Here is an 11,891-nt window from a genome sequence, read left to right as displayed (position 1 = left end):
TTGTAAGGTTTCAACCTACTTAGTTTTAACTTAATATTTATCAATCATATGAATCACATATCATTAATTATGGGATACATCGCGCCGAACTCGGCCTGGTTCCTGATGATTATTGTTGCCCTGGTAAGCTTTATTGTACAATGGCGGTTCAGGAGTAAAATTAAGCAGTATTCTGAAATTGGCTTAATGTCTGGCTTATCGGGACAGGAAGTAGCCGTGAAGATGCTGCGCGCCCATGGTATCTTTGATGTACAGGTAATTTGTGTTGAAGGACAGCTTACGGATCATTATAACCCCGAAACAAAAACAGTGAACCTGAGTACCGATGTTTTTTACAGCCGCAGCATTGCCGCTGCCGCTGTCGCCGCACATGAATGCGGCCACGCCGTACAACACGCCGAGGCTTATGGCTGGTTAAGTTTCAGATCGGCTATGGTGCCCGTTATCAACGTGGCATCAACTATTACCCAGTGGACTTTGTTCATCGGCATTATGCTGTTATTCTTTTCAGGTAGCCCTTATGTTTTGGCAGTTGGTGTTGCCGCGCTTGCACTGGTTACATTTTTTAGCTTTATAACCCTGCCGGTTGAGTTTGATGCAAGTCGCCGGGCGTTGGCGTGGCTGGATAACAATTATGCTGTGGTACAAACCGGACAAGAACATGAAATGGCAAAAGATGCCCTCTGGTGGGCTGCCATGACCTATGTAGTTGCCGCGTTGAGCGCTCTGGCTACGCTGGTTTACTATGCATCGTTTTTATTTAACAGGAGGAATTAACCCCCTAACCCCCTAAAGGGGGAAGGATTGTTGTAATTATAAAGGCCTGTTTCATTCGGAAACAGGCCTTTGTGTTTTAAAATGACACTTGCACTCCCCCTTTAGGGGGCCGGGGGGCTTTTAATCTTCATGATCTGTTCATTTAACAGGCCGAAACTTAATGTAATGTTCATGTTACACGGGTAGGTTTGGGTAAAATCATATATCATGAAAAAAATAGCAAGTGTATTTATGGTGCTTTTGATAGTGTCAGCAGCATCCGTTAAAGCCTATGCACAAATCAGTATAGGTGTTTCTGTAAATATAGCACCGCCTGTATTGCCTACCTATACCCAGCCGCCCTGCCCTGTTGATGGATATTTATGGACACCCGGTTATTGGGCTTATGACCAGGATGGCGGATATTACTGGGTTCCGGGAGTGTGGGTGAGTCCACCCAGGGTGGGTTATTTGTGGACGCCTGGTTACTGGGGATACGATGGTGCAGTATACGTTTTTCATGAAGGCTACTGGGGTCCGCACATCGGATTTTACGGCGGTGTAAACTACGGCTACGGTTATGTTGGAACCGGTTATGTTGGCGGACGCTGGGCCGGCAATTCATTTCAGTACAATACCGCTGTTGTGAATGTTAATAACACGGTTGTGCATAATACCTATGTCAACAAAACTGTTATCAATAACAACGTTACCGTTAATAATAACAGTTTTAACGGACCGGGTGGTGTGACCGCAAAACCACAGCCGCAAGAGCAGGCTGCCGAAAAGGAAAATCACATACAGCCTACTGCTGATCAAATTACCCACCGGCAGGTTGCGGTAAAAGACCCAAGCCAATTTGCGAAAAATAATAACGGGCATCCGGCAACCGCTGCCATGAACAAGTTCAACGGAAGCCGTTTTACACCGGAAGGAAGCAGGGCACAACCCTCAGTAAGAGCAAATGCAGCAGCTAATCCGGCTCATGCTGGTAATGCTGCACCATCTGCCGACAATTCCGCTAACAGCCATTCTCCAGCCAGGAGGACAAATGTCGCGGCAGTAAATAATGGTGCTGCAAGGGCTGCCGCTCAGCATAGCAACAGAGCTCCCCGCAGGCAAGCTTTGGCTCCGCGCGAAGAAAGACCGCATAGGGAAAGACAACGATAGCCCCAATCTTAAAACCATATATAAAGAAAAGCCCTAACGGAGTGATTCCGTTAGGGCTTTTCTTTATATTTTTGATTTGTCTTTCTTGTTTCTTGAATCTTGCCGTCTTGACTCTCAATTCAGCCTGTATGGCGCTATCAGATAAAACTCCGGGATTTGTACATTGAAGTTGGCGTTATCCAACAGCCGGACCATGTGGTATTCGCCTTTCATGTTGCCCATGTCGGTTTTAAGGTTACAGCCTGATACATACTCATGGGTATGGCCTGGCTCAATAACAGGCTGCTGGCCTACTACACCTTCGCCTTCCACTTCGCGCTTTGCACCGTTTGAGTCAAATATATACCAGTGACGGCTCATCAACCTGATGGCGTAGTTGGTCATGTTTTCGATGCTTACCTTGTAGGCAAACATAAAATGATCGTTTGCCGGGTTTGAATACTCCGGCTGATATATGGTTTCGATGGAAACCTTAACACCCTCAGTTATAGTGGTAACCATGTGACAAGTATCGTTTATTTCAAATATATGGAAAGGGAGCAAATATTAAGCCATTTCGATGGCATATTTTTCTTCGATCTCGGCCAAAATCTGGTCAACTGCTTCAAGATCAGGGGCGGTAACAAAACGCATCCTGAACTCTTTGAAATGATCTATCCCTTTAAAGTAGTTAGAGTAATGCCTGCGCATCTCGAAAATGCCCGTTTTAGGGCCTTTCCACTCTATTGATTTGTATAAATGGGCCCGGCAGGCTGCAACGCGCTCGGCAATTGTTGGCTTATCCAGGTATTCGCCGGTTTTAAAATAATGCTTTACTTCACGAAAAATCCATGGATAACCAATCGCGGCACGACCGATCATCATGCCGTCAACCTCATATTCCATACGCCACGCGGCGGCCTTTTCGGGCGAATCGATGTCGCCATTGCCGAAAATGGGGATTTTTATCCGCGGATTTTTTTTGATATCTCTGATCAACGACCAATCGGCTTCGCCTTTATACATCTGCGAGCGGGTACGGCCGTGTATAGTAAGTGCCTTGATCCCCACATCCTGCAGGCGTTCGGCAACTTCGTAAACATTTTTAGTGTTATCGTCCCAGCCCAGGCGGGTTTTTACGGTTACCGGTAAATGTGTGGCCTCAACAACCGCTTTGGTCATGGCTACCATTTTATCAATATCCTGTAAAAGGCTTGCGCCGGCACCGCGGCAGGCCACCTGTTTTACCGGGCAGCCATAATTAATATCCATTAAATCGGGATTGGCCAGCGTAGCTATTTCGGTAGCTTCGCGCATGTGGTCAATATCACTGCCGAAGATCTGGATGCCGATAGGCCTTTCGTATTCAAAAATATCCAGCTTTTGCCTGCTTTTTGCCGCATCGCGGATAAGGCCTTCGCTTGAAATAAACTCTGTATACATCATATCCGCGCCGTTTTGCTTACACACATAGCGGAAGGGCGGATCACTCACATCCTCCATCGGCGCCAGCAGCAGCGGGAACTCCCCTAAATCAATATTTCCTATTTGTACAGACATCCTTATCTTTAGCCTGCAAAAATACGAATTTTACATCGAATGATAAAAGCCTCATATCAAAGCCCTCAGCCACAGGGAAGTCAAATAACGCCGTTTTTACAATTTATAATACTGATTGCGCTAACTATAGGGATGCTGATTGTGTGCGGTTTAATAGCTGCCGGGATTATCGGGGTAATATTCGGATCACAAACACTTACGGATACATTTACTTTTAATACCCGAAATCCGCATGTTGGTGCCGCTTTATGGACGTTGCAAATCATCAGTACTACGTTGCCCTTATATCTTGCCCCTGTAATTTTTGCGCGCTTTATAGTAAGGGAACCTGTAGATTATTTGAAGATTACCCCCAAATTTCCACCGGTGCTGTTATTGCTGATCCTCTCTATCATGATCTGTTCATCCCCGGTTATGGAGGTATTAGTAAATGTTAACCAGAAACTGGTTTTGCCGGCCCCATTAAAAAGTTTGGAAGATGCGTTGCGCGCAATGGAGGCCCAGGCCCAAAAAGCCACCGAAGCCATGCTTCAAATGAAGACCATATCCGACATGCTTTTTGCGGTTTTAGTAGTTGGGTTGTTAACTGCCATTGCCGAAGAGTTTTTATTCAGGGGGTGTTTGCAAACCATCATGATCCGGTGGACAGGAAATCCGCATGCAGCTATCTGGATCACGGCTATCCTTTTCAGTGCTTTTCATATGGAGTTTTTTACCTTTTTACCGCGTGTGGCGCTGGGCGTGTTTTTTGGCTATTTTGTAATGTGGAGCGGCAGTATCTGGACAAGTGTTTGGGCGCATTTTTTAAATAATGCCACCCAGGTTGTGATCCTGTATCTGTATTCGCAAAAGCGCATTACGCTTGATCCTAACGATCAGCACGTTTTTAATTACCAGAGCTATGCATTAAGCCTGATAATTATTTTAATTTTGCTTTTTATGTACAGAAATACTGCTAAAGGAAAAAGCCCGCTGTTGAGTTAAATGGAAAAAAACTGGGTCAAAATTTTTACTTCAACTAATTTTTACCAATCAGAAATTGTTAAGCAAATGCTTACCGGGAATCATATTGATACCGTTTTGCTGAATAAACAGGATTCATCGCACCGGAGCTTTGGCGAAATAGAAGTTTACATTCACCAGGAGGATTTTAGTAAGGCTATTGAGATCATGATCCTCAATCAAATTAATATATGAAACAACGCGCCATCACTGGCTTATTTTTTATTATCGTAATGATTGGGTCCAATTTACTGGGCCCTTATGTATTTAGTGTTTTTTACCTGCTATTGAGCCTGTTTTGCTTGCTGGAGTTTTACAAGTTGGTTAAACAGGGCGGTATGCAGCCCGAGCGTTTTACTGGGGCACTTGCCGGCGTAATCATGTTCTTCTTTTTTGCGGCTAACTGCTATTTCCCGGCATACAAATACATTATCCTGCTGCCCATACTGCTTAGCTTTATCCCGATAGGCGAGTTATATAAAAAATCTACCGCGCCATTCACTAATATTGGCTTCACTTATTTGGGTTTGCTGATGGCTGTTGTGCCGTTCATGTTTTTCCATGCCATGGCTTTTACACGGGGAGATGGTGTTTTTAACTTTCACGTGCCGCTTGGTTTTTTAATCATGTTGTGGAGCAATGATACCGGGGCTTACCTGGTGGGCAGCAAGTTTGGCCGTAATAAGCTGTTTGAAAGACATTCGCCTAAAAAATCATGGGAAGGTTTTATTGGCGGCATCCTGATCTGCGCTTTGGCGGCATATATTTTGAGCCGTTTTTATACAGAATACAATTGTTTCGACTGGATCATTATGTCGCTTATCATCTCAAACTTTGGCACCATGGGTGATCTGGTTGAATCCATGTTCAAACGGAGCCTGAACGTAAAAGATTCGGGAGGCATATTGCCTGGCCATGGCGGCCTGCTCGACAGGTTTGACGGCTTGCTAATGGCCGCGCCAATTGTATATGCATACCTGTACTTAATTTCAAATTAGTAGTTTTGTATTAAACACAATAAATAATGACCATACATAAAGAAGGCTATACCTCACTCGCTATTACTATCCTGTTCATTTTTGTTTTAAATGCGCTCATCCAGTTTTACATGCCAACTGCGCATACGCTGAAATGGATAGTTTATATTTTTTCGGGTGCTTTATTTTTGATCATCCTGCAGTTTTTCCGCAGTCCGTTCTTCGATATTGAAACAGCCGAAAATACTATACTATGCCCTGCCGATGGCAAGGTTGTAGTGATTGAAGAAACCGAAGAGACCGAGTTTTTAAAAGATAAACGCATTCAGCTTTCAGTTTTCATGTCGCCGGTTAATGTGCACGTGAACCGTAACCCAATTGCCGGCGTGGTGAGCTATTTTAAATACCATAAAGGCAAATACCTGGTTGCATGGCACCCTAAATCATCAACAGAGAATGAGCGTACTACCATAGCTATTGAAAACAGCAAAGGCGTAACCGTATTGTTCCGGCAGATAGCCGGTGCATTGGCCCGCCGTATTGTATGGTATGTTAAAGAAGGTGATATTGTTGAGCAGGGTCAGCAGTTTGGCTTTATTAAGTTTGGATCAAGGGTGGATGTTTTCCTGCCGCTGGGCACTAAGATCCTGGTAAATATTGGCGATGTAGTAAAAGGCGGCCGTACCATTTTAGCCGAGCTGGTTGACGCTGAGCCTTTAAAAGAAGCTGCGAAACCTGATGCCATTGTTGTTCCCGAGCCAGCTGCAGCATCTGTTGAACCAGCCGTTTTGGTAGAAGAAACGCCTACTATGAACAGCATTACTCCTGCTCCATCATTGGTAGTTGATCATCCCGAGGCCGTAGAAGGACAGGCTACGGAAGATGATACTGCAGAGAAAGCCACTAAGAAAAGGTCATCTGCACCAAAACGAAAAAAAGCTGGCGATGATGATGCGGTGGCTAAAGAAGCGGACAGCGAATAATTAGCGTACGTTTTATTATAAGAAAGGCAGATGGGGTAAACTCTCATCTGCCTTTTTTTTGTGCTTTTTCGAAAAGCTATTTAAATGCGTCATTGCGAGGTACGAAGCAATCCCGATTAGTATAGCGGCTATGCAAATTCGCTCTGTAAAGTTGGGGATTGCTTCGTACCTCGCAATGACGTGGTTTTTATGGCTGTTGCACTGTCGCGGGTTTAGCGATAGCGTAACCCATGATTCGACATGATTGAAGCTTTCAGCTTCAGTGGCATCTTAAGCTGAAAGCTTAAGCCATGGTTCACCAAGGGTTACAAACCCGCGGTAGTTTACTTTGATAGCTTGCCTTTGCCTTCGTATTTGAAAATCAATAGATTAAGAGGACCGTTTTTCAAAAACCATCACATAGCAAAAGGCCTTACCGAAATTATTTCAGAAAGGCCTTTTAATCTTTTATATACCGCTAAGCGGTTGGGTAAATTAAACGCGTTTTGATTTGATACGAGCTGCTTTACCAGTAAGGGCACGTAGGTAGTATAGTTTAGAACGACGAACTTTACCAACGCTGTTAACTTCGATCTTATCGATGTTTGGAGAGTTAACAGGGAAGATACGCTCAACGCCAATGCCATTTGATACTTTACGCACAGTAAAAGTTTCGCTTACACCAACGCTGTTACGCTGAATAACAACACCTTGGTAAACCTGAACGCGTTCTTTATTTCCTTCTCTGATTTTATAGTGAACACTTACAGTATCACCAGCTTTGAAGGATGGAAGCTGCTTTTTTTCTACTGATTGCTCTTCAACAAATTTTACTAAATCCATGATTTTAAGCTCTTAATGCGATTTTTAGCCCGTAAAAATCGGATTGCAAGTATAGGGATTATTTTCAATAAATGAAAGTCAAATTTAAAAATTTCCACATTTAGTTTTTTTATTAACAGTGGGTTGTGGTGTTTTCCGGTATTAACTGAATTTTTAATCCAGTATTTCAAATATTGAAAGTAATAAAGCGCATATATAGTCAAAATATTTACTTAAAGTTTTTACCTTGACTATTTATCAGACTTCTCATGCGCCAATCAATTCATCCAGTTTCCCAAGCCACAATAATTGCTAAATGGTTGTTTTTTATTAACCTCGTTCCTGCCCTTTTAGCCGGCGTTGTTACAATTCTTACATTTACCAACCTTGTTTTAAGCCGTTTTAAAAGTATTTACGATTGGGTTCTTATCGCTTTGTTATTGCTTGGACTGATGGCTCAATATATTTACTATCAGCAGATGACGAATACTGATCATGTCATTAACCCGTCGGGGTGGAAATACTCGATAATTATCAACATATTTTTTATAATAGGACATTTGGCAAACTTTATTAGCAATCCTTCATTGGTAATACTGATGGTTGTTTACCCTGCCATTTTTCTTGCTATTAGCATCAAGGGATTAAAATTGATAAGACATTCCGAGGCTTCATCCATTTCGTAATGTTCAGATAGGTTTTTATTTTTTGATGGCTTCCGGCACCGGCTTCTTCTCCGTGAAATAAGCAATTAGTGTATATACCAGTCCAATCAAAAGCAGGTTAAATACAAAATTGATGAGCGTATCGCTTACCGAATGCGAGCGTCTATCGATATCAATAAACGTAAAAACAGCATAGACAAGTGCAATGGTCAGTATGACCCAACCAATAATGGATACAGGCAGGTAGATGATCCCTTTGCGGGTAAACCAGTTTAGTTTCATGATGATTAATTTTTGATGGATATGTTTTCTGTCATGGCGAAATTGATGAACGCGAACACGATGGCAAGGCTGATGAGGATCAATACAATGTTCCACAGTTTTAACCTGATACTGATATTGAGCTCTTTTATTTTGCGTCTGTCGGGATCTATTGGCCGAACCTGTACATGAATAATGGAAAGCAGGTTGATAACTATGCAAACAACAGGCAGTATGAACAATACCAGCGGGCCGATATAATCGATATAGGGCACTTTTTCCAGCTGTACCATCACGCTGAACATGGCACTAAACCAGTTTGCATTAATGTGGAAGTGATAATACATAAATACGCACAGCAAAAAGTGGCAGGGCACTATCACCAGCCACAATCCCAGGGCTGCCGAACGCCCGGCGTTCATGATGGCCATTTTCACCATGCCCTGGTGTTGGGATGGGTTTACATCGGGTACTTTTAAATTTTCCATTCGCTTTAAAAATTCTTCTTGATCTTTCATGTTAATTACCCTTATAATGCATTAATTGGTTTTGGTTGCAGTGCTTAAAGCATGTTTCTTAATTTCTCCAGCCCGCGCGAAAGCAACGATTTTACCGTGCCTTCATTTTTATCCAGGATCTCGCTGATCTCGGTATTTGTTTTCTGTTCAAAATATCTTAAGGAAATAACTTCCTGGTATTTAATATCAAGCTTAAGCAGGTTTTGACGGATCTGGTTGTAATCATTGTAAGCTTTCAGTTCCTGCTCCATCATCTCGCGCTCGTTGCCGGCATGGTCATGCAGCAGCTTTTCCATCTGCGGGTTTTCCAGCAGTTGCTGTAACGATTCCGGTTTGTATTTACTGCTGCGGTAATACTGATTAAGCTCATTGGTGGCAATGCGGTAAAGCCATGACGACAGGCCTATCCCCCTCCATTTAAATGAACCTATCTTCAAAAAAGCTTTTAGGAAAGTTTCGGCTGCGATATCCCTTGCCAGGTCATAATCCCCACAGCGACGCATAATGTAGCCGAATACCGGTTTATACCAACGATCGAACACCTGCCCGAAAGCAGCCGGGCTGGTTCGGCATTGTTCAATAAGCTGGGCTTCGGTGTGGTTAGGGTTCATAGCTGCAACGCCACTATAATGCAGTGAGCATTATTTGGTTGCAATCTAATTTAAGGAAAAACACAGTGTTAATATAACCGCTATGTTTTAACAAAGCGTTGAATTTTGAATAATTATATCCGGAGATAGGCTATAAATTGGTATCATTGATATATGCCATATCATATGCGTTTTAATGTAAAGCAAAACCCCTATTTCCTGTTTTCACCGTTCCTTGTTTATTATGTTTATCGTGTATTGAAATTTAAATATCCTGTGTTGTATGGTGATGAGCCAAGGTACGTAGGTTTTGCATCTAACTTAATTCATGGTTTTTATTCGCCCCCCGCGCCTGATATCAATTTATGGAGTGGTCCGGGTTATCCTATTGTACTTATGCCTTGTGCCGCCTTGCATTTGCCAATTATTTGGTATTCCTTATTAAACGCGCTTTTCTTTTACCTGTCGGTAGTGTTTTTTAATCAGGCCCTGCGTTATGTGGTTAAGGAAAAACTGGCGATGCTATTTGCTGTTATATGGGCATTTTATATTAATCTTTACCAGTTTTTACCCGCTATTTATACCGAGGTTTTTACTTCATTTTTAATAGTAAGTATTGTATACAGCATCACCTTGTATTATGTAAAGCGTAAAACAGTATACCTTGTACTTTCAGGCTTTCTGATTGGTTTCCTGGCCTTAACCAAGATCATTTTCGGTTATGTAATATTGCTTTGTTTGATTATCTGTTTGCTGTTAAGTATCATAAAGGTGATAAGAATATCTTGTATTAATGCGGTTTGTATCTTCGCTATAGCCTTGCTTACTACAGTACCCTACCTTTCTTATACCCAAAACCTTACCGGAAAGATTTTTTACTGGGGAAATTCCGGAGGGATGAGTTTGTACTGGATGAGTTCGCCTTATGATTTTGAATATGGCGACTGGAAGGTTCCCTATCTGTCTAACTCAATACTCCCGATGCCGTTTAAATCAACCGAAGGCGATTCGTTGCTGCAAGCAAATCATGCCAAAGAAATATCTTTTATCATGGCGCATCAAGGCGTTGAGCAGGATGAACTTTTTAAAAAAGCTGCAATCAGGAATATTAAATCCGCACCTAAAAAATTTGTAAAAAATTATTTCTACAACATCTCGCGGATGCTTTTTGATTTTCCTTATTCATATACCTATCAGCTTACTCAAACAATAAGCAACATTATTACAGGATCCTTGCTTTTGTGGGCTTCCGTTATTTGTTTAGTGATAAGTGTAATTAACCAGAAGAAGATCATCTATCCGGTTAAGCTAACAATGTTGCTTTTTACGGTTTACTTTTTGCTTAGCGGCTTTGCAAGTGCTTACGTGAGGCAATTGGATGTTGTAGTGCCGATACTGCTTTTTTGGATAGCCTGTACTATTAATAAAATGCCAAAAATGAGCTTTAAGTTTAAAGAAGCCGCTGTTTAATCTTTATCCAGCAGATCCGGCCGTCGTGCTTTTGTACGCTCTAATGCCTGCTCGTGGCGCCATTTTTCTATTTCGGGTGTGTTGCCTCCTAAAAGGATGTCGGGGACCTTGTGCCCGTTCCAGTCGGCCGGACGGGTATAAACAGGGGCATCCAGCAGGTCGTCCTGGAACGAATCAGACAGTGCGGATGTTTCATCGCTCAATACGCCGGGGATAAGTCTTACCACGGCATCAACCAATACGGCGGCAGGCAGTTCGCCGCCCGAAAGTACGTAATCGCCTATAGAGATCTCGCGGGTTACATAAATGTCGCGGATGCGTTGATCGATACCTTTATAATGACCGCAAAGGATAATGATGTTTTTTTTGATGGAAAGCTGGTTAGCGATAGCCTGATTGAGGGTTTCGCCATCGGGCGACATGAAGATGATCTCGTCATAATCTCGCTCTGATTTTAGTTTTTCAATACATGCCGCAAAAGGTGGAATGGTCATCACCATGCCGCTGCCACCTCCGTACGGATAATCATCCACGCTTTTTTGCTTGTTGGTGGCATAATCGCGCAGGTTATGAACAACAATTTCGGAAATCCCTTTTTTCTGCGCACGCTGCAAAATAGAATGTGCAAAAGGGCTTTCAAGCAAACCGGGCAATACAGAGATGATATCGAAACGCATATTTTCTTCAGATTCAGGATAAAAGAATCAGGATGCAAGATTACTGAAAAATGTCCTCTCTCCGAAATTGTCTTGATTCCTGAGTCTTGCAATCTTGCTTCTATGACTATCCTCTATGCTGATAAATTCCCCATAAATTACCCGCCGGATCAGTAAAATGTGCGGTAATCTCAGGAAAGTCTTTACCAATGGGTTGAACAATGATACCTCCGTTAGCCTCTATCAGCTTAAGTGTTGCTTCTGCATCATCAACCATAATGGAGATCAGTAACCCTGCTTTGCCCATTGGTTCGCGACCGGTTATCCACATGCCGCTTACTTCACCTACGCCGTCATCAAACGAGGCGGAGCCGTGATTATCCGTACGGATGTGCCAGCCGAAAACAGTTTCAAAAAACTTTGAGGATATGCTGATATCAGTAGCTGGAATCTCGATATAACATATTTTGCCGTTGCCGTAGGTGGGTTGCTTTGCCATAATG

General features: G+C 42.7%; 15 protein-coding genes and 1 pseudogene. 8 read left to right on the top strand and 8 right to left on the bottom strand.

The window, feature by feature from the left end:
- Nucleotides 1–69 precede the first annotated feature (69 nt).
- Complete coding sequence (locus ABID99_RS24965; RefSeq protein WP_256337406.1) at nt 70–777, top strand: zinc metallopeptidase; 708 nt, start codon at nt 70–72, stop codon at nt 775–777.
- Between the two features lie 207 nt (nt 778–984).
- Entirely contained in the window at nt 985–1,926 is a 942-nt protein-coding gene (locus ABID99_RS24960; protein WP_373615450.1) for a YXWGXW repeat-containing protein, read from the top strand.
- Nucleotides 1,927–2,040: 114 nt separating this feature from the next.
- On the opposite strand, the gene apaG is transcribed toward ABID99_RS24960, so the two are convergent.
- Together apaG and dusB are read right to left on the bottom strand one after the other, a co-directional pair.
- Nucleotides 2,041–2,427, bottom strand: coding sequence for a Co2+/Mg2+ efflux protein ApaG (gene apaG, locus ABID99_RS24955; RefSeq protein ID WP_188833635.1), 387 nt, complete (start codon nt 2,425–2,427; stop codon nt 2,041–2,043).
- Nucleotides 2,428–2,472: 45 nt separating this feature from the next.
- Complete coding sequence (gene dusB / locus ABID99_RS24950; protein ID WP_188833634.1) at nt 2,473–3,465, bottom strand: tRNA dihydrouridine synthase DusB; 993 nt, start codon at nt 3,463–3,465, stop codon at nt 2,473–2,475.
- A gap of 39 nt (nt 3,466–3,504) precedes the next feature.
- Between dusB and ABID99_RS24945 the strand changes: the two genes are divergently transcribed.
- The 4 genes and pseudogenes from ABID99_RS24945 to ABID99_RS24930 form a co-directional block, all read left to right on the top strand.
- Nucleotides 3,505–4,449, top strand: coding sequence for a CPBP family intramembrane glutamic endopeptidase (locus tag ABID99_RS24945; protein WP_090532289.1), 945 nt, complete (start codon nt 3,505–3,507; stop codon nt 4,447–4,449).
- Nucleotides 4,450–4,662 carry a DUF2007 domain-containing protein gene (locus ABID99_RS24940; protein ID WP_090532286.1) on the top strand — a complete coding sequence of 71 codons (213 nt, stop codon included), beginning with the start codon at nt 4,450–4,452 and terminating at the stop codon, nt 4,660–4,662.
- The gene (locus ABID99_RS24935; protein ID WP_090532284.1) at nt 4,659–5,465 is read left to right on the top strand and encodes a phosphatidate cytidylyltransferase; all 807 of its coding nucleotides are present in this window, start codon (nt 4,659–4,661) and stop codon (nt 5,463–5,465) included. The genes ABID99_RS24940 and ABID99_RS24935 overlap by 4 nt, the downstream gene beginning before the upstream one ends.
- Nucleotides 5,466–5,491: 26 nt before the next feature.
- A pseudogene (locus ABID99_RS24930) lies at nt 5,492–6,145 on the top strand (phosphatidylserine decarboxylase family protein); the annotation flags it as partial.
- A gap of 756 nt (nt 6,146–6,901) precedes the next feature.
- Here ABID99_RS24930 and rplS read toward each other — a convergent pair.
- Nucleotides 6,902–7,249: a 50S ribosomal protein L19 gene (gene rplS, locus ABID99_RS24925; RefSeq protein ID WP_090532282.1), complete on the bottom strand. Its 348-nt coding sequence runs from the start codon at nt 7,247–7,249 to the stop codon at nt 6,902–6,904.
- 248 nt (nt 7,250–7,497) lie between these two features.
- On the opposite strand from rplS, the gene ABID99_RS24920 reads away from it, so the two are divergent.
- Entirely contained in the window at nt 7,498–7,914 is a 417-nt protein-coding gene (locus ABID99_RS24920; protein WP_373615448.1) for a hypothetical protein, read from the top strand.
- 15 nt (nt 7,915–7,929) lie between these two features.
- On the opposite strand, the gene ABID99_RS24915 is transcribed toward ABID99_RS24920, so the two are convergent.
- From ABID99_RS24915 to ABID99_RS24905, 3 genes are read right to left on the bottom strand one after another with little or no spacing between them, the layout of a single operon-like run.
- On the bottom strand, nt 7,930–8,175 hold the full coding sequence (locus ABID99_RS24915) for a hypothetical protein (protein WP_373615447.1): 246 nt from the start codon (nt 8,173–8,175) through the stop codon (nt 7,930–7,932).
- 5 nt (nt 8,176–8,180) lie between these two features.
- On the bottom strand, nt 8,181–8,672 hold the full coding sequence (locus ABID99_RS24910) for a hypothetical protein (protein WP_373615446.1): 492 nt from the start codon (nt 8,670–8,672) through the stop codon (nt 8,181–8,183).
- Nucleotides 8,673–8,716: 44 nt separating this feature from the next.
- Nucleotides 8,717–9,283, bottom strand: a complete 567-nt coding sequence (locus ABID99_RS24905) for an RNA polymerase sigma factor (RefSeq protein ID WP_112653363.1) — start codon at nt 9,281–9,283, stop codon at nt 8,717–8,719.
- A 165-nt stretch (nt 9,284–9,448) separates the two neighbouring features.
- Between ABID99_RS24905 and ABID99_RS24900 the strand changes: the two genes are divergently transcribed.
- Nucleotides 9,449–10,732, top strand: a complete 1,284-nt coding sequence (locus ABID99_RS24900) for a hypothetical protein (protein WP_373615445.1) — start codon at nt 9,449–9,451, stop codon at nt 10,730–10,732.
- On the opposite strand, the gene trmD is transcribed toward ABID99_RS24900, so the two are convergent.
- Nucleotides 10,729–11,409 carry a tRNA (guanosine(37)-N1)-methyltransferase TrmD gene (trmD, locus tag ABID99_RS24895; RefSeq protein WP_243484701.1) on the bottom strand — a complete coding sequence of 227 codons (681 nt, stop codon included), beginning with the start codon at nt 11,407–11,409 and terminating at the stop codon, nt 10,729–10,731. The genes ABID99_RS24900 and trmD overlap by 4 nt on opposite strands.
- Nucleotides 11,410–11,515: 106 nt before the next feature.
- A complete protein-coding gene (locus ABID99_RS24890; RefSeq protein WP_176625865.1) occupies nt 11,516–11,887 on the bottom strand; it encodes a VOC family protein in 372 nt (123 codons plus the stop codon).
- Nucleotides 11,888–11,891: the final 4 nt, after the last annotated feature.

The sequence above is a fragment of the Mucilaginibacter sp. OAE612 genome (genome assembly GCF_041806395.1).
Lineage (GTDB): Bacteria > Bacteroidota > Bacteroidia > Sphingobacteriales > Sphingobacteriaceae > Mucilaginibacter > Mucilaginibacter rubeus.
This window is presented reverse-complemented; position numbering and strand designations above follow the sequence as displayed.

Coding starts and splice junctions, on each gene's coding strand:
- ABID99_RS24965 (WP_256337406.1), top strand. CDS start 70: ATGGGATACATCGCGCCGAACTCGGCCTGGTTCCTGATGATTATTGTT.
- ABID99_RS24960 (WP_373615450.1), top strand. CDS start 985: ATGAAAAAAATAGCAAGTGTATTTATGGTGCTTTTGATAGTGTCAGCA.
- apaG (WP_188833635.1), bottom strand. CDS start 2,427: ATGGTTACCACTATAACTGAGGGTGTTAAGGTTTCCATCGAAACCATA.
- dusB (WP_188833634.1), bottom strand. CDS start 3,465: ATGTCTGTACAAATAGGAAATATTGATTTAGGGGAGTTCCCGCTGCTG.
- ABID99_RS24945 (WP_090532289.1), top strand. CDS start 3,505: ATGATAAAAGCCTCATATCAAAGCCCTCAGCCACAGGGAAGTCAAATA.
- ABID99_RS24940 (WP_090532286.1), top strand. CDS start 4,450: ATGGAAAAAAACTGGGTCAAAATTTTTACTTCAACTAATTTTTACCAA.
- ABID99_RS24935 (WP_090532284.1), top strand. CDS start 4,659: ATGAAACAACGCGCCATCACTGGCTTATTTTTTATTATCGTAATGATT.
- rplS (WP_090532282.1), bottom strand. CDS start 7,249: ATGGATTTAGTAAAATTTGTTGAAGAGCAATCAGTAGAAAAAAAGCAG.
- ABID99_RS24920 (WP_373615448.1), top strand. CDS start 7,498: ATGCGCCAATCAATTCATCCAGTTTCCCAAGCCACAATAATTGCTAAA.
- ABID99_RS24915 (WP_373615447.1), bottom strand. CDS start 8,175: ATGAAACTAAACTGGTTTACCCGCAAAGGGATCATCTACCTGCCTGTA.
- ABID99_RS24910 (WP_373615446.1), bottom strand. CDS start 8,672: ATGAAAGATCAAGAAGAATTTTTAAAGCGAATGGAAAATTTAAAAGTA.
- ABID99_RS24905 (WP_112653363.1), bottom strand. CDS start 9,283: ATGAACCCTAACCACACCGAAGCCCAGCTTATTGAACAATGCCGAACC.
- ABID99_RS24900 (WP_373615445.1), top strand. CDS start 9,449: ATGCGTTTTAATGTAAAGCAAAACCCCTATTTCCTGTTTTCACCGTTC.
- trmD (WP_243484701.1), bottom strand. CDS start 11,409: ATGCGTTTCGATATCATCTCTGTATTGCCCGGTTTGCTTGAAAGCCCT.
- ABID99_RS24890 (WP_176625865.1), bottom strand. CDS start 11,887: ATGGCAAAGCAACCCACCTACGGCAACGGCAAAATATGTTATATCGAG.